At 65.7% G+C, this 16377-nt stretch carries 15 protein-coding genes and 2 pseudogenes; all 17 read left to right on the plus strand.

Annotation, left to right across the window (positions count from 1 at the left end):
• The first annotated feature begins 37 nt into the window (after nucleotides 1-37).
• The 17 genes and pseudogenes from V8Z74_RS16615 (at nucleotide 38) to V8Z74_RS16695 (ending at nucleotide 16375) form a co-directional block, all read left to right on the plus strand.
• Nucleotides 38-2068, plus strand: a pseudogene (locus V8Z74_RS16615) (DNA topoisomerase III).
• A gap of 806 nt (nucleotides 2069-2874) precedes the next feature.
• Nucleotides 2875-3126, plus strand: coding sequence for a hypothetical protein (locus V8Z74_RS16620; protein WP_349710260.1), 252 nt, complete (start codon nucleotides 2875-2877; stop codon nucleotides 3124-3126).
• Nucleotides 3127-3150: 24 nt separating this feature from the next.
• A complete protein-coding gene (locus V8Z74_RS16625; RefSeq protein WP_349710261.1) occupies nucleotides 3151-3543 on the plus strand; it encodes a hypothetical protein in 393 nt (130 codons plus the stop codon).
• Between the two features lie 102 nt (nucleotides 3544-3645).
• Nucleotides 3646-4110 carry a hypothetical protein gene (locus V8Z74_RS16630; protein WP_349710262.1) on the plus strand — a complete coding sequence of 155 codons (465 nt, stop codon included), beginning with the start codon at nucleotides 3646-3648 and terminating at the stop codon, nucleotides 4108-4110.
• A gap of 81 nt (nucleotides 4111-4191) precedes the next feature.
• Nucleotides 4192-4908, plus strand: a complete 717-nt coding sequence (locus V8Z74_RS16635; protein WP_349710263.1) for a DUF5983 family protein — start codon at nucleotides 4192-4194, stop codon at nucleotides 4906-4908.
• Nucleotides 4909-5201: 293 nt separating this feature from the next.
• A complete protein-coding gene (locus tag V8Z74_RS16640) occupies nucleotides 5202-5999 on the plus strand; it encodes a GTPase (protein WP_349710264.1) in 798 nt (265 codons plus the stop codon).
• Nucleotides 6000-6076: 77 nt separating this feature from the next.
• Nucleotides 6077-6442: a DUF3085 domain-containing protein gene (locus tag V8Z74_RS16645; RefSeq protein WP_096450722.1), complete on the plus strand. Its 366-nt coding sequence runs from the start codon at nucleotides 6077-6079 to the stop codon at nucleotides 6440-6442.
• A 413-nt stretch (nucleotides 6443-6855) separates the two neighbouring features.
• A complete protein-coding gene (locus V8Z74_RS16650) occupies nucleotides 6856-7419 on the plus strand; it encodes an STY4534 family ICE replication protein (protein WP_096450720.1) in 564 nt (187 codons plus the stop codon).
• A 120-nt stretch (nucleotides 7420-7539) separates the two neighbouring features.
• On the plus strand, nucleotides 7540-8169 hold the full coding sequence (locus tag V8Z74_RS16655) for a DUF3275 family protein (RefSeq protein ID WP_292998667.1): 630 nt from the start codon (nucleotides 7540-7542) through the stop codon (nucleotides 8167-8169).
• Nucleotides 8170-8271: 102 nt separating this feature from the next.
• Nucleotides 8272-8667 (plus strand): hypothetical protein, encoded by a 396-nt coding sequence (locus V8Z74_RS16660; protein WP_292998665.1) that lies wholly within the window; start codon nucleotides 8272-8274, stop codon nucleotides 8665-8667.
• Nucleotides 8668-8674: 7 nt separating this feature from the next.
• Nucleotides 8675-8944 carry a hypothetical protein gene (locus tag V8Z74_RS16665; protein ID WP_349710266.1) on the plus strand — a complete coding sequence of 90 codons (270 nt, stop codon included), beginning with the start codon at nucleotides 8675-8677 and terminating at the stop codon, nucleotides 8942-8944.
• Between the two features lie 135 nt (nucleotides 8945-9079).
• Complete coding sequence (locus tag V8Z74_RS16670) at nucleotides 9080-9907, plus strand: DUF932 domain-containing protein (RefSeq protein ID WP_096450712.1); 828 nt, start codon at nucleotides 9080-9082, stop codon at nucleotides 9905-9907.
• A gap of 137 nt (nucleotides 9908-10044) precedes the next feature.
• The gene (locus V8Z74_RS16675; protein WP_349710267.1) at nucleotides 10045-11265 is read left to right on the plus strand and encodes an ISL3 family transposase; all 1221 of its coding nucleotides are present in this window, start codon (nucleotides 10045-10047) and stop codon (nucleotides 11263-11265) included.
• Nucleotides 11266-11737: 472 nt separating this feature from the next.
• Nucleotides 11738-12394 carry a hypothetical protein gene (locus tag V8Z74_RS16680; RefSeq protein WP_349710304.1) on the plus strand — a complete coding sequence of 219 codons (657 nt, stop codon included), beginning with the start codon at nucleotides 11738-11740 and terminating at the stop codon, nucleotides 12392-12394.
• Between the two features lie 61 nt (nucleotides 12395-12455).
• Nucleotides 12456-13571 carry a DUF6094 domain-containing protein gene (locus V8Z74_RS16685; protein WP_096450708.1) on the plus strand — a complete coding sequence of 372 codons (1116 nt, stop codon included), beginning with the start codon at nucleotides 12456-12458 and terminating at the stop codon, nucleotides 13569-13571.
• Nucleotides 13572-13683: 112 nt separating this feature from the next.
• Complete coding sequence (locus V8Z74_RS16690) at nucleotides 13684-13989, plus strand: hypothetical protein (RefSeq protein WP_096450706.1); 306 nt, start codon at nucleotides 13684-13686, stop codon at nucleotides 13987-13989.
• A 102-nt stretch (nucleotides 13990-14091) separates the two neighbouring features.
• Nucleotides 14092-16375, plus strand: a pseudogene (locus V8Z74_RS16695) (helicase-related protein).
• The last annotated feature ends 2 nt before the right edge of the window (nucleotides 16376-16377 follow it).

Below are 16377 nucleotides of genomic sequence, written 5' to 3' on the forward strand. Positions count from 1 at the left end.
GGCCATCCGATGAACCGCACACTTCCAAGGAGGCTTCATGCGCGTGTTCCTGTGCGAGAAGCCGTCCCAGGGCAAGGACATCGCCCGTGTGCTGGGCGCTGGCCAACGCGGCAACGGCTGCTACAGCGGTGCCGGTGTCATCGTGACCTGGTGCATCGGTCATCTAGTCGAGGCGGTTCCGCCCGAAGGCTACGGCGAGCAGTACAAGCGCTGGGCCATCGAACAACTGCCCATTCTTCCCGAGCGCTGGCGTGTCGAGCCCAAGGCGGCGACCGCGGCGCAGTTCAAGGTCGTGCAGCAGCTCGTCGCCAAGGCAGGCGAGCTGGTGATCGCGACCGACGCCGACCGCGAGGGCGAGATGATCGCCCGCGAGATCATCGAGCTGTGCGGCTACCGCGGCCCGATCCAGCGGCTGTGGCTGTCGGCGCTCAACGATGCGTCGATCCACAAGGCGCTGGGTGCACTCAAGCCATCCGCCGAGACGCTGCCACTGTACTTCTCCGCGCTCGCCCGATCGCGTGCTGACTGGCTGATCGGGATGAACCTGAGCCGCCTGTTCACGCTGCTGGGCCGCCAGGCCGGCTACAGCGGCGTGCTGTCGGTCGGGCGCGTGCAGACGCCGACGCTCAAGCTGGTCGTGGACCGTGATCGTGAGATCGCACGCTTCGTCTCGGTGCCGTTCTGGGCCATCGAGGTCGCGCTCTCGCATGCAGGCCAGTCCTTCGTCGCAAGCTGGACGCCGCCGCAGGGCAGCACTGACGACGCCGGCCGCTGCCTGCAGCAGCCGGTGGCGCAACAGGCCGCCGTGCGCCTGCGCGCGGCCGGCGCCGCCCAGGTGCTGTCGGTGGAGACCGAGCGCGTGCGCGAAGGCCCGCCACTGCCGTTCGACCTCGGCACCTTGCAGGAGGTGTGTTCCAAGCAATTGGGCCTCGACGTGCAGGAGACGCTGGACATTGCCCAGGCGCTGTACGAGACGCACAAGGCGACGACGTATCCGCGCTCGGATTCGGGCTACCTGCCCGAGAGCATGTTGGCCGAGGTGCCGGCCGTCCTCGACAGCCTGGTCAAGACCGATCCCGGTCTGCGGCCGCTGATCGACCGCCTGGATCACCAGTAGCGTTCGCGCGCCTGGAACGACGGCAAGGTCACGGCGCACCACGGCATCATTCCGACGCTGGAACCGGCCAATCTCTCGGTGATGAGCGAGAAGGAGCTGGCCGTCTACCGGCTGATCCGCGCCCACTACCTCGCGCAGTTCCTGCCGCATCACGAGTTCGACAGGACGGTGGTGCAGCTTACGAGCGGCGGGCAGTCGCTGGTCGCGGTCGGCAAGCAGATCGCGGTGGCCGGATGGCGCCAGGTGCTGGCGGCGCCGGAGCTCGACGACACGGACGGCGAGGACGCGCAGCGCGGCCAGGTGCTGCCGGCGTTGCGCGCCGGGGCCTCCTGCCAGGTCGGCCAGGTCGAACTGAAGGCGTTGAAGACGCTGCCGCCCAAGCCCTACACGCAGGGCGAACTGGTCAAAGCGATGAAGGGCGTCGCCAAGCTCGTGACCGACCCGCGCCTTAAGCAGAAGCTCAAGGACACCACGGGCATCGGCACCGAGGCCACACGCGCCAACATCATCAGCGGGTTGCTGGCCCGCGGTTATCTCTTGAAAAAGGGCCGTGCCATCCGCGCGTCGGATGCGGCTTTCACGCTGATCGACGCGGTGCCGGCGGCCATCGCCGATCCGGGCACGACGGCGGTGTGGGAGCAGGCGCTGGACATGATCGAGGCCGGTCAGATGACGCTGGACACCTTCATCGCTAAGCAATCGAGCTGGGTCGCCCAGCTCGTGCAGCAGTACCGCAGCGCCACGCTCGATCTCAAGCTCCCGCCTGCACCGAGCTGCCCGCAGTGCGGCGCCCCGATGCGCCAGCGCAGCGGCAAGAGCGGCGCGTTCTGGTCGTGCAGCCGCTACCCGGACTGCAAGGGCACGCAGCCGGTCGAAGATACCGCGGCAGGCGAGCGCGGCGCCTCCCGCCGACCATCCAGCACGCCGCCTCGGCGCTCCAGGGCGAACTGACGCCCACGTCTCCCTCTGCCACGCCGGCTGCTGCCGACGGCGGGGCAAACCTCCCGCGCCCCGCGGGACTCCCCAGCGCGCGTTCCCTTCTGCAACGGTGTGCGCGTCCTGCACGGGCCGATCACGGCCGGCAGGGCGAGAAGGTCATTACTCCATCGAGTCGCGCGCGACGCGGTTCCGCTGATCCAGGTGCTTGCGTCCATCCGCGAGCGGTCTCCTGACGTCTTGGCCTGCAAGGCTGCGAGGTGCCAGGAGACCGCTTGCGGTCGACGGTATTCGGTGCCGGTGCCCGCCGGCGAAACAACGGGTTCCCTTTGTGTGTGGATACACGCCAGAGGATGCCGGCCCCAGCCACGAAACGGGCCGGGTGAGATTGCTGACGCAGCGAATGGCTTTGACGACGGCCTGGCCTGCTTGCAGCCCACAGGTGGATTGATTCCTCTCCAGCCGAAGTCCTGCGGGGCTTCGGCGCCTTTGTCGTGGGCGGACGGATCGTGCACCGCTCCTGCCGGCAGTGCTCGGGCCAAACCGGACGACGCGCAGTTCCGTTTGATCGGCGACGGCGCGCTTCGGGGCTTCCATCCTTCCCGCATGTTTCGCTGACGGTCGTCAGCAGCATGCCCTGGCAGCTCCGGTCTTCAAGGCTGCAACGCGGTTCGCCACGTTGACCGATCCAGTCCGCTTCGCACCGACCACCGCGGACGCGCGTCGCCACGACGCGGGTGCTTTCGATGTTCAACCCTTCGGGAGTTTTCCGCTCCCGTCAGGGCGTGGTGCTCCCGGTCTTCAACCACCAGGAGAAACCCATGTTCCTTGCGTTCGCATCGGCACCTTTGAGTGCTGAACAGGCCCGCGCCGAATCCATCGGCTTCCAGGCCCTGGCCTACGTCGGCAAGCGCCTGCCGCTGCAGGTGCTGTGCAGCGCGGCCGGCCACTACATCGGCACCGCCGATGCGGACGGCCCGGTCTCGCGCGAGTCGGTCAGCTACTTCCGCTCGCACCACGCCGCTGAGCACGCCCTGCAAACGGGCCGCTGGCAGCAGCGACTCAACCCGTGATGTCCAACCACCAGGAGCCAAGTCATGAACCGTGCACTGCCTCAAGAGGTACTTGATCAGATCGAGCTGGAACACCAGCACTTCGCCGCCGCGCCCCAAGCCTTTTTTGAGGCATGGAAGCGCGGCGTCCACATCGCCGGAGCCGAATGGTTCGGCGACGGAACCTGCGAAGGCCTGCAGCGTGCCACCACCAAGTGGGATCTGAAGCCAAAGCTGATGATGCTCAACGACGCCCTCGGCGTCCTGAGCAGCGGCCAGCGGATGTTCCTGTCCGCGATGGTGAGCTTCTACAACGCCCGTGAGGGCGGTGCCATGCTCAAGCGTTGCGGCTTCGATGGTCTGTCCGACCTGGGCGGCCTCGACCTGGAACGGCGCAAGGTCATCGCCGACCTGACGCTGAACTACAACGGCTGGTGAGCCGCGCTGCGGCCTGCCGACGTTCTTCTTTCTTCCTACCCCACGAGGGACATGCGTCCCCGATCGGGGCCATGTCCCTCCTTTTCTTGAAAGGAGTGATTCATGTCCCCTGACTTTTCCATCGGTCTGCTCGTGACCGACGACGACATCGATGCGGTCATCCTGGAAGGCTGGCCGGCCGACGTGCGCAAGCCGCGCATCGTGGTGTTCGACTACGCCGGCCACGATGTCCCCGACGAGCACGTGCTGCGCATCGGAACTGGAGCGCCGAACGCCGGTTTGACCGGGCGCGAGGTGTTCGCGGTCGAGTACGGCCCCGATTGCCGCTACCCATCGCCCGCCGAAATTCTCTCGATACTCGATACGCGCAAGCCGGCCGAGAAAGCTTCTGCACTGAGCATCGCCCGCGACGTGCACCAGAGCATCCTCGACTTGGATGCGCGGCTGGATCGCCTGGAGCAGGCGCCGACCGGCGACGACTACAACCGCCTGTACCAGCTTGCGAATGGCGGCCTGCTCGACCTGTTGAAGGCGCTGGGCGACCCGTCCTCTACCGTTGCCGGCTGACCGGCTGCCACTTCATCCACGTGCTGGGGTTCAATTCCCCAGCAGGGGATTGCCTCGGCCATCCTCTGCTGGAGAAATCCCATGTCCTACCCGAACAACAATCCCTTTGTCCGCGGCTACGACGGCCTGTCCGTCCAGCGGCTGCTCGCCATCTCCTACGACGACGACTGCCCGCTGACCTACCTGCCGCTGCATCCCTCGCAGTCGAATCAGCCGGACAGCCAGGTCGAACGGCGGGCCTGCATCTCCTCGGACGACTTCGTGCTGATCACCGAGGACCAGGCGGTCCCGGACGAGCTGCAAGCGCAATGCCGCAGCCACGGACTCGCCCGCAACGTGGTCTACGCCGTGATGGCCGAGGAAGACGGCAAGCCGCGGCACGTGGGCGACACTTACTCCGAGGAAGCGGCCCGTGAGGTGGTGCGGCGCCTGCGCTTCGAGACCGGCTACTACAGCAGGTGCTGGGAGATCAGCAGTGCGCACCTCGACGCCGAGGCGCACCAGTTCCTCGCGGAGCTGGCGGACATCGCCACGCCGACGCTGTTCCTGTTCGTCGCCTTCCGCATCCCGTACAGCCCGGCCATCGGGTTGAAGCTGATCGCCACGCCCTGGAGCGACGAAAACCTGCGCGCGGTGGAAGGCATCACGGCCAAGCGGCTGACGCAGGAGCACCGCAAGAAGGGCATGCCGGAATCGCTGGTGCATGTGCTGCACCTGGCCGCGCTCGCCGACGTGCGCATGCTGGTCTTCGATGCCGATGCGCAGGTGCTGGACGGCCTGCCGATCTACGACGACTGACACCACCTTTCGAGCCCCCACGCGGGGCTCGTTTCATTTCTGGACGAAGCCGGTGGCGGCGCAGTGCCGATTCCCCCGCGACGCTGGCCCACACCCGACGCACGCTGCTCGCATGTTCGCTGGCGTTGCCGGCAAGCATGCCCAGGCAGTCGAGACCTTCGAGGCTGCGGCACGGTTCGCCGTGCTGGTTGCTTTTCCTTCCACGGGCGCATGCGCGTCCATCCACCTCACCCCCAAGGGACATGCCTCCCTTGCGGGCGGAAGTTCCTTGGATTGCCACAAGGAGCCTCCTAATGGATACCCAAGCCATCCGCGCACAGATGCCGACGCTGGTTCGCGGCCACGTGCCTTCCAACGTCCGCAGCTTCAAGTTCAACATCTTCGACGGCCAGCCCAAAGTTTCGACGCTGGGCTTCCACATCGATCCCAAGCCTTTCGAGGGCAAGGTCATCGCCACCACCGACGAGGCCATCGTCGTCAAGACGGGTCGGGCCGAGTTCGCGGTGCTCGACAAGGCGCTCGTCACCGACGTGCCCGACGAAGGCGCCAAGGTGCAGGTCGAACCGTATGCGCGGCGCCGCTTCGACGGCGTGCGCGCGGACACGCCCGAGGAGAGTACCGAGTTCACCGCCGACGGCCAGCCGTACACGGTGAAGCGGCTCATCCTGGGTTCCGCGCCGGCCAAGTTGCCGATCCCTGAGCCGCAGTGCCCTGAGCTGCAGGAGCTGATCCATCAACTGGAACAGTTGCCCGCGCCCGATGGCTTTCGCCGCATCACGCACCTGCTGGTGGATGCCGGCGCGCGGGACTTCACGGTGGTCGATCCGAGCCCCAGCAACATCATCGCCACGCCGCCGGCCATCGGCTTCACGGTCGCCTCGGCGAAGTTCCAGGGACGAGTCAGCGTGCTCTACGAACGCGGCCTTGACCTCTACGCGATGGAACTGCACCGCGACGACGAACTGGTCGAGCGGGTCGATGAAGTGTCCTTCGACGCGCTAGGCCAGGTCCTGGAGCGACTGATCGACGACGGGAGCTGGCGCCTCATCCGCGTGCAGCGCTTGTCCGGTCGCAAGCCCGTCCAGCACTGAGTCCCTGCATCCCCAAGCGGCTTCCCGTCCTCACGGCGGGAAGCCATTTTCTCGTACCTCCATTGGAGATCACTTCCATGACTGTTCGATTCAAAGGCGCCGCGCTTCGGCCCGTGCTCGCCGAGGCAGCGGCCAACCAGTGCCGCGTCATCCTGGTCAAGGACCAGGGCGTGTATTTCATGGCCGAGCGTGGCGAGCGCCAGCCCGATGGACGGCGCAAGACGATCGCCTATGCCGTGGGCTGCAACCCCCATGTCGATGCGTTCGACGACTGGTGGGAACTGACGCGCGCCGAATTCGGCGGCGACGACTTCGGCGAGTTCTTCGACCTGCAGGAACGGGTCTTTACCCGCATCCTGCACAGCGAGGACGACCTCGAAGTGTCGGCCACGGCCACGCACCTGTCGATGCAGCCCATGCCCGCTGCGCCGGCCGGCCACTGACTGGCCTGCTTCCCAGCCCCTTCACGGGGGCTTCTCTTTTTTCTGGTTCAGCGGCCCCGGCCGCATGTCGGCTCAAGCTCCCCACTGGCGCAATGGACTGAAGAGCGCCAGCAATACGGAGAGTCACGGATACCGATTGCCGCTCGCGCGGGCGCGTGCCAGGCGCCACGCTTACCACCATGTTCCGCTGACACCCGTCAGCAGCATGCCCAGGCAGTCTCGATCTTCAAGACTGCGATGCGGTTCCGACCGCGCTGATCACCCAGTTCGCTCCGGCATCCCAGCGCGAACGGCCATCGGTTCTCCCGATGGTGATGCCACCCAAGCTGTTCCTTCAACCCACGCGGGGGTTCCACACCTTCCCCGCCTTGGGTCGGGTGTGTCTCCGCCTCTTTGTTCTCAGGAGATTCACCATGACCACTTCCACCGAAAAGTCCTTCTTCGACCTGCACATCACCGGACTCGGGTATCTCAATCGCATCCGCGAAGTGAAGCCCAAGAAAGGCGATGCGTTCCTGGCCTGCGACATCGCGGCGCTCAACGGCCCCAGCGATGATGTGGCCTACGTGCGTTTCGACACGCGCGTCTCGGGCTCCGAAGCGCAGCACCTGGTGCGCCGCTGCATCCAAGCGGTTGATGCCGAGAAGAAGGTGATGATCGGCTTCCGCCTGGGCGACCTGTGGACCGACACCTTTACCTACTCCAAGGGCAAGCGTGCCGGCGAGCAGGGCGTTAGCCTCAAGGCCCGCCTGCTGTTCGTCAGTTGGATCAAGGTCGATGGCAAGCTCGTCTACAAGGCCGAGCCCAAGCCGACCGACGCCGACGACCGCGACGAACGCGACGTGCGCGCCACGGATGTCCCCGCGACGTCCGCCGAGCCGCAAGCCGCTGCGTCCGAGCCCGCCAGGCCCGCCGCTGAAGCTGCCGATGAAGCCACTGCCGATGCGCCCGCATTGGAAGTTGCCGAGTCGTTCTGATCCGCAAGGCCCTGACTCTGAATTGAGCCCAGGGCCTTGTCTTCTCCCACTCGCGTGCGCATGCGACCGTCACCATGACGGCCGTGTGCGTGACCGCAGCTTCGTCCGCAGGAGTTCTTCATGATCACCATTCCCGGCCAATTGGCCATCAAGACCATCCACGGCCGCAACGGCGACTTCAACGTCGGGCGCCTTGCGACCTCCATCGGCGAGTTCGTCGTGAAGAACGCCGAACTCGACCAGTACGCCGAAGGCAAGTACGAGGGCGATTTCGCCATCGCGGAGATTCGCCCGTCCACGTACACCGCCAACGGTCGCATGGTCATCGAGATCCGCGCCCTCCTGGGCGGGATGACCTTGTCCAACATCGACGCCCTGAGCCGTGACGACGCCCGCCGGCTGAGTCCGCAGGAAGTCGATCCGATCGACGAGGAAGCGCAGACCGCCACGCCGACGCCGACGACCGCCCCCAAGGCGGCCGGCCGGAAGAAGGCGCGCAGCTCGCGCGACCCGCTGGTCGATACCACGCCGTTCGGCAGCGAACCGGCTGCTGCGTCTGCCGAGGCTCCGGTCCAGGCGGACGAAGACGGCGACGCGGCACTGTTCGGTGTGCTCTGGCCGCTGGGCGATGTCGTCAAGCTCGATGCCACCGTGGATCGGCGCGTGCTGCGTCAGCAGCGCGACCGTCTCGGCGACCTGGGCTACGAGTTCGCTCCGCTGTCCCAGGACTGGCACCTCGCCAGGGTCTGATCCCATCGCCACTTCACGCCGCATGCCTGCGGCTTTCCACCAACCCGCCGGGGTTCCTTCCCCGGCGGGAGGACTCCGGCCCTTTCTCACAGGAGTCATTCCATGGGCTGGACATTCGTTCGATTGACGCGCGATCAATTGATCCGCGAGCTGACCGCAACTGAGGAAACCGAGCGGTCGCGCAATGAGGTCATCGATCACACGCTGGTCGGCAACGTGCTGTGGACGGTGGTGCGCGTCACCGCCAAGCAGGCCGGTGTCCTGGGTCTCGCACCCGGAGAGTCGGCCACCTTGATCGGCTGCCATCTGCTGGAAAGCGAGGGCCGCGAATGGGGCTACAAGTCCCTGGTCGAGGCCGAGCACCCGTACTACTACTCGTGCCCGCTGCGCTATCTCGACATGGCGCCGCAGCGCTGCGCCACTTGGCGCGCAAGGGTGCATGCCTTCCATCAGCAGCATCCGGCGAGCAGTGTGGCCGGCGATGCAGCCACTGAGTGAGGCGCACATGGACACCATCCTGTCGTCCATGCGGCCCGAGCTGCTTCGCTTCGTCGAAGACCAGTTGGCCAACAACGAGGTTTCCGACGACGACGAGCTGCGCGAGCACTTCATCGCCAACGGCCTGAGCGAAGAACAGGCGTGGCAGGCACTGACCTACCGCGCCCTGTACTTGCGCTACATCTTCCTCGAAGGCTTCACGCCGATCCTTAAAGGCCAGGAAGCGCTTTGCTTCAACCCGCATAGCCGAGGCTGGGAGCCGGTTCAGAACCCATAGGCCGCTTCCCAGCGACGCGCTTCTTCATCCCTTCCATCAGGCCCTGTTCAGCAGGGCTTTTCTTCGTCCCATGCAATCCGCGCATCCGGCCTCGGCCGCTGGATACCGATTGCTTCATTCCGCAAGGAGATCATCATGCAACTCGCTTCCCGCTTCGCTTTTCGCTCCCCGGTGCTGCGCGCCGACTATCCGCTGTCGGATGATCAGATTCGCACCGTGGCCCCGTCCATCTTCGCGGACACCCCGCACGAAAGCCGCTCCGAACGGTACAGCTACATCCCCACGGCGGCTGTGCTGACTGAACTGCGCAAGGAAGGCTTCCAGCCGTTCATGGTGTGCCAGACCCGCGTGCGGCACGAGGACCGCCGCGACTACACCAAGCACATGCTGCGCCTTCGCCACGCCAGCCAGATCAACGGCGCCGAGGCGAACGAGATCATCCTGCTCAACTCGCACGACGGCAGCAGCAGCTACCAGATGCTCGCGGGCCTGTTCAGATTCGTCTGCCACAACGGCCTGGTGTGCGGCGACACCTTCGCCGACGTGCGGGTGCCCCACAAGGGCAACGTCACCGATCACGTGATCGAAGGCGCCTACGAGGTGCTGCACGGCTTCGAGCGCGTGCAGGACTCGCGCGACGCCATGCAGGGCATCACGCTGGACAACGGCGAGGCCGAGGTCTTCGCCAGGTCGGCGCTGACCTTGAAGTACGACGATTCGGGCAAGGCCTTGCCCATCACGGAGACCCAGATCCTGCGGCCCCGTCGTTACGACGACAACCGCGCCGACCTGTGGACTGTCTTCAACAGAGTCCAGGAGAACCTGGTCAAGGGCGGCCTGAGCGGCCGTGCTGCCAACGGGCGCCGGCAGCGCACGCGAGCCGTCCAGGGCATCGACCAGAACGTCCGGCTCAACCGGGCGCTGTGGCTGCTCGCGGACGGCCTACGCCAGCTCAAAGCCTGACCCACAAGCGGATCGTGCCTCACGGCATGGTCCGCTTTTTTTTGGTTCTTCGCCAATGTCCGTGAAGCCAAAGGCGGGCACACGGTCGTCACTGCTACCTTGGTGGTACCAAGCATCAAGACGGCAGGAGGGCGACCATGGCCCAAGCGCATCCTATGACTCGGCTGGGAAGCTGGAGCGGGTACGAGGTGGTGGAAGACTGGCAGGAGCAGCGGGATGGACGGTCCTGGTGCGTGCTGCGACTGCAGGCCGTAGTGGGCTCATTGCGCTGCTGTAGCCAGTGTGGCGGGCTGACGCAGGCCGTCCACGATCAAGAAGAGCGCCGCATCCGGGACCTACCGATCTTCGAGCATCGGGTCGAGCTGATCGTGCCCAGGCTGCGCGTAGCCTGCCGCAATTGCGGCCCCAAGCTGGAGCGGCTGGCCTGGCTGCAACCGTATGCACGAGTGACTCGGCGTCTGGGCGAGTCGGTGGCCCAACTGTGCAAGGTGGCCTCGATACGCCATGTGGCCAGCTACTTCGGGCTGGACTGGAAGACCGTCAAGGACTTGGACTTCGCCAGCTTACAGCGCCAACTCGGCCCCATCGATCTGGATGGCTTGGAGGTGATCGGCATGGACGAGTTTGCCATCCAGAAGGGCCACCGCTATGCGACGGTCATCGTGGAGCCCACGCGCAAGCGTGTGCTGTGGGTGGGGCGAGGGCGTGGCCGCGCCGATGTGCGACCCTTCTTCGAGCTGCTTGGCCCGCAGCGTTGCAAGCAACTGCGCGCTGCCGTCATGGACATGAACGCGGGCTACGAGATTGAGGTCAAGCACCACTGCCCGCAGGCCGCCATCGTCTTCGACTTGTTCCATGTGGTGGCCAAGTACGGGCGCGAGGTGATTGACCGAGTGCGGGTTGATCGTGCCAACGAACTCCGCGCTGACAAGCCCGCTCGGCGGGTGGTCAAAGGGGCGCGCTGGCTGCTATTGAAGAACGCAGAGAACTTGGCGCCTGGGCAGGATGTTCAGCTCAAGGAACTGTTGGCCGCCAACCGCGCCCTGTTCGTCGTCCATGTACTGCGCGATGCGCTCAAGGACCTGTGGAGCTATCGCCATCCCGGCTACGCCGAGCGCGCCTGGAAGAGTTGGTACACCAAAGCGCGACGCAGCCGTATCGAGCCCCTCAAACGCTTTGCCGCCAAGCTCAAGCCCTACCTGCCGGGCATCCTCGCCCATTGCAGATTCCCACTGGGGACCAACCTCATCGAGGGCATCAACAACAAGATCAAGGTCATCAAGCGCATGGCCTACGGCTTCCGTGATGACGCCTACTTCTTCCTCAAGATCCGGGCAGCATTCCCCGGAGTTGGGTGAAGAACCTTTTTTTTGGCTGGTGCTGTGCTGCCAGCGCACCGTGTTCCATTTGGTTCGGTGTAACCCTAATGCGGCAATTCGCGGCTGCCTCGAAAATCGAGATTCGACTGCATACCTCCCTGGCTTTTCCTCCCTGAGCCAAGCAGTCATCTTTGCCGCCTCGGTGTCCCCGGGGCGGTTTTCTTTTGCGGCCGTCCTTCCGGCGCCGCGGGCGATGCGCCAGCGCAAACAGGGTTGGGCGCCGGGTCGGTTTTTCGCTCACGCGGTGTACGCAGCTTGGCGCAGGCTATGACTCGTGTCCGTCGGCGTAGCCGACAACATGCCCAGGTAGCCCAGACCTTCAAGGCTACGGTGCGTTGCGACGCACGGTCTGATTCTTCACAACGACGTTCACCGCGTCTTCTTTCATCCCCCTGGGGCAGTGACTGCCCTAGCGGGTGGTGCTGTCTCCGCTCACTTCGAGGACATCACCATGCCTGCACCTTCTTCCCCCAAGACGCTCTATCGCATCGACGAATGCCCCGACCTGATGGCCGATGGCGTCGTCGGTGACGAGAACGGCAACCTGGTCTTCATCTCTCTCTGGGCGCGCGACACCGCCGTCCAGGGATTCCTGGCCCGCCTCACCCTGGGCCGGGACGAGCAGGGACTGGACCAGTTCCACGTCATCACCGAGCAGGGCGCGAGCATCCCGGTCTTCGTCGGCAACGTCGAGAACCTGGAAAAGCGCAGCGCACGCGCCTACCGGCGCACGCTGTTCGGCTCGCTGACCAACATCTGGCTGTTCGATCGGCGCTGCGTCAAGCCCGACAAGGCCAACGCCAGCGCGCTGGCGCTCCTGCCCCGCGGCTCCGCGCACCGGCTCGACCGGATGTGGAGGCTGGTGCGGGACACCTGCCCGCTGCCGCTTCTCGATCCCTGGCGCGATGGCGTGCTGGAGCTGCTGCAGGCGAAGTCAATGCTGACGCGCCTGCCGTTCGCCCTCGGTCCCCTGGAAGGCCATCGGCTCGCCATCGACGTGCCGACGCTGACCCAGGTGCTGGGCGGCCTGATCCGCAGCGGTGCGCTGGTCGCCGACACGCCCGTCAGCCGCATGCCCTCGGCCCGACCGCTCGAAGCGGTGGCTTGAGGTTCCTTCACCGGACATGCACGCGCGCATGTCCGCATCCCTTCATCTTCAGGAGATTCCCATGGCCCTCATGTTCCCGCGGCTCGCCCGCAACTTCATCAAGAACGGGTACTTCCCCACGGATGAACCCACGCTCGAAAGAGCACTCGCCGCACTGGCGCCCGCCGAGGCCTCGGCCGGACCGCTGTGCATCCTCGATCCCTGCGCCGGCGAAGGCGTGGCGATCGCCGAAGCCGCGCACGCCCTCGGGCGCGAGCGGGTCCAGGCCTTCGCCGTCGAGTACGAGGCCGAGCGTGCACGCCACGCCCGGCAGTTGGTCGATCGCTGCATCCACGGCGACCTGATGGACACGCTGATCAGCCGGCAGAGTTTCGGCCTGCTGTGGCTCAACCCGCCGTATGGCGACCTGTCCAAGGATGCCAACGGCAACGTCGGCTACCAGAGCCAGGGCCGTGCCAGGCTGGAAAAGCTGTTCTATCAGAAGGCGCTGCCGCTGCTGCAATACGGCGGCGTGCTGATCTACATCGTGCCGCACTATGTGCTCGATGCCGAGCTGGTCGGATGGCTGACCCGGCACTTCGCCGAGCTGCGCATCTACCGCGCGGTGGACGCGCAGTTCAGGCAAATCGTGATCTTCGGTCGCAAGGTTCGCCAGCGTGACCAGGTATCGGATTCGTGCAAGGCCACGCGCGCGCTGCTGTTGCAGATCGGGCAAGGCGACGCCGAAGCGGAGGAACTGCCGGTTGAATGGCCGTTCCTGCCGTACACGGTGCCTGCCACGGCCGAGCCGGAGCACTTCTACCGCGTGACGATGGAGCCCGAGCAGTTCGCCGATGAAGTCGGCCGGCTGCAAGGACTCTGGCCGACGCTCGACACGCACCTTGGCGCCGCGCAGCAGTCGCTGCGGTCCCCGGCGCGAGGGTTATCGCATTGGCATCTCGCCTTAGCGCTCGCCGCGGGTGCGATTTCCGGCGTGGTGAAGTCTAAGACGGGCCGCGTGCTCGTCGTCAAGGGCGACACGCACAAGGAGAAGACCTTGCAGACGGAGTACACCGAGCGCGACGACGGCACCGTGGCCGAGACGCGCATCCTGACCGACAAGTTCGTGCCGGTCATCCGCGCCTGGGACATGACGCCGGGCTCGTCGACGTGTGGCGAGGTGCTGACCATCCGCTGATCGCTGTTCCCTGACGGTTCGCCGTCGCTTCATCCACCAACTCATCCACCCAACGGGGCCATGTCACCCCGCCGGGTGCCGTGGCCCCTCTTTCATCCGAAGGAGAAACACCATGGCATTCGCAGTTCTCAACGTGGCGTTGCAAGCACGCTTTGCCCCCGGTCACCTTGTCATGACCTGCGGCATTGACGCGCTGGTCCGGCAGGGCCGGCTCAACCCGACCCCGTACCTCTGCCGCCATCTCAGCGGCGATTGGGGCGACCTCGACGACAGCGACCGGCGGCAGAACGATGCCGCGTTGCGCTCCGGCGAGGATCGGCTGTTCTCGTCCTACCAGGTCGCGCCCGACCTGAAGCTTTGGATCATCACCGAATGGGATCGCAGCGTGACCACGCTGCTGTTGCCCAGCGAATACTGATCTTCATCTACCGCGGCCACGCGCCGTTCTTCTCTTCCCACCACGGGGCATGCAATCGCCCCGCAGGGGAGGTGCATGCCCCATTTCATTTGGAGCATCACCATGTCCCTCGATACCGACGTTGTTTCCGCCGCCGATGGCACGCCCGTCCAGGGCGATCTGCTCGAAGCGGCTGCTTCTCCCCTGGCGATGAGCCTCCAGGATTTCGTTGCCGAATTCGGCGACGAGCTGCTGGACTCGCTCAACCGTGCCAACCCCCCCCGTCTACGCCGGCCAGGCCCGGCCGCATCGCCAGCTCGTGCTGGCCAGTCTCAAGCGCAAGCTGTTCGGCGCGCAAGCCGAGGTGGTGCATGCCGTCACCGAGCTGCTGGCCGACCGCGGCGAACGCGCCGCGATCGTCAATGGCGAAATGGGCTGCGGCAAGACCACCGTTGGCATTGCCACGGCGGCCGTGCTGCACGCCGAAGGCTACCGTCGCACGCTGGTCCTCTCACCGCCCCACCTGGTCTACAAGTGGCGCCGGGAAATCCAGGAGACGGTGGCCGGTGCCAAGGTCTGGGTGCTCAATGGCCCGGACACGCTGGTCAAGCTCATCAAGCTGCGCGAGCAGTTGGGCGTGCCGGTACGCGGCCAGGAGTTCTACGTGCTCGGGCGCGTGCGCATGCGCATGGGGTTCCACTGGAAGCCCGTCTTCAACGTGCGGCGCACGCGGCACGGCGAAGTGGGCGCATGCCCGGACTGCGGCCAGGTCATCACCAACCTCGACGGCGAGCCGATCAACCCGGTCGAACTCGAAGCCGAGGACTACCGCCGCCGGTGCAGCCATTGCGCCGCACCACTGTGGACGCTGATGCGACCGCGGAGCCTGTCCGCCAGCGACCAGTCCACGGCCGTCTTCAAAGCCTTGCAGCGCATCCCGACCATCGGGGAAGTCACCGCGCAGAAGCTGATGAAGAAGTTCGGCGACGGCTTCCTGGCCTCGATGCTGGGCGACAACATCCACGAGTTCATCAACCTCATGGATGCCAAGGGCGAGCTGGTCTTCTCGGATCGTCAGGCGCACCGCATGGAGCGGGCGATGGCGAACATGGAGTTCGGCTTCGGCGAAGGCGGCTACCAGCCGTCCGAATTCGTCAAACGCTACCTGCCGCAAGGCACGTTCGATTTGCTCATCGCCGACGAGGCGCACGAGTACAAGAACGGCGGCTCCGCACAGGGCCAAGCGATGGGGGTTTTGGCGGCCAAGGCACGCAAGACGCTGCTGCTCACCGGCACGCTGATGGGCGGCTACGGCGACGACCTGTTCCACCTGCTGTTCCGAGCCCTGCCGGGGCGAATGATCGAAGACGGCTACCGCCCGACCAAGAGCGGCAGCATGACCTCGGCCGCGATGGCGTTCATGCGCGATCACGGCATCCTCAAGGACATCTATTCCGAGAGCACGGGCACGGCGCACAAGACGGCCAAGGGCACCAAGGTTTCGGTGCGCACGGTCAAGGCGCCGGGCTTCGGCCCGAAGGGCGTGCTGCGTTGCGTCCTGCCGTTCACGGTATTCCTCAAGCTCAAGGACATTGGCGGCAACGTGCTGCCGTCCTACGACGAGGAGTTCCGCGAGGTGGCGATGGACACGGCGCAAGCCGCGGCCTATCGCGATCTGTCGTTTCGTCTGACCTCGGCGCTGAAACAGGCGCTGGCCAAGCGCGACACGACGCTGCTCGGCGTGGTCCTCAACGTGCTGCTGGCCTGGCCGGATTGCTGCTTCCGGTCGGAGACGGTGGTGCACCCTCGCACGCGCCAGACCTTGGCCTTCGTCCCGGCTCAGTTCAACGAGCTGGAGGTGATGCCCAAGGAGCGCGAGCTGATCGAGATCTGCAAGCAGGAGAAGGCTGCGGGTCGCAAGACGCTGGTCTACTCGGTCTACACCGGAACGCGCGACACCACGTCGCGTTTGAAGGTGCTGCTGGAGCAGGAGGGCTTCAAGGTGGCGGTGTTGCGCGCGAGCGTAGACGCCAGCCGTCGCGAAGACTGGATCGCCGAGCAGTTGGACCGTGGCATCGACGTGCTCGTCACGAACCCGGAGCTGGTCAAGACGGGTCTCGATCTGTTGGAGTTTCCGACGATCGTGTTCATGCAGTCGGGCTACAACGTCTACAGCCTGCAGCAGGCGGCCCGGCGCTCATGGCGCATCGGCCAGAAGCTGCCGGTTCGCGTGATCTACCTCGGCTATGCGGCTTCCTCGCAGATGACCTGCCTGGGGCTGATGGCGCGAAAGATCATGGTCTCGCAGAGCACGTCGGGAGACGTGCCCGAGTCGGGACTGGATGTGCTGAACCAGGACGGTGATTCCGTCGAGGTGGCACTGGCCCGGCAACTCGTCGCGGCCTGATC

This window comes from Comamonas sp. w2-DMI (genome assembly GCF_040187735.1).
In the GTDB taxonomy this organism is placed as follows: Bacteria; Pseudomonadota; Gammaproteobacteria; order Burkholderiales; family Burkholderiaceae_C; genus Comamonas; species Comamonas terrae.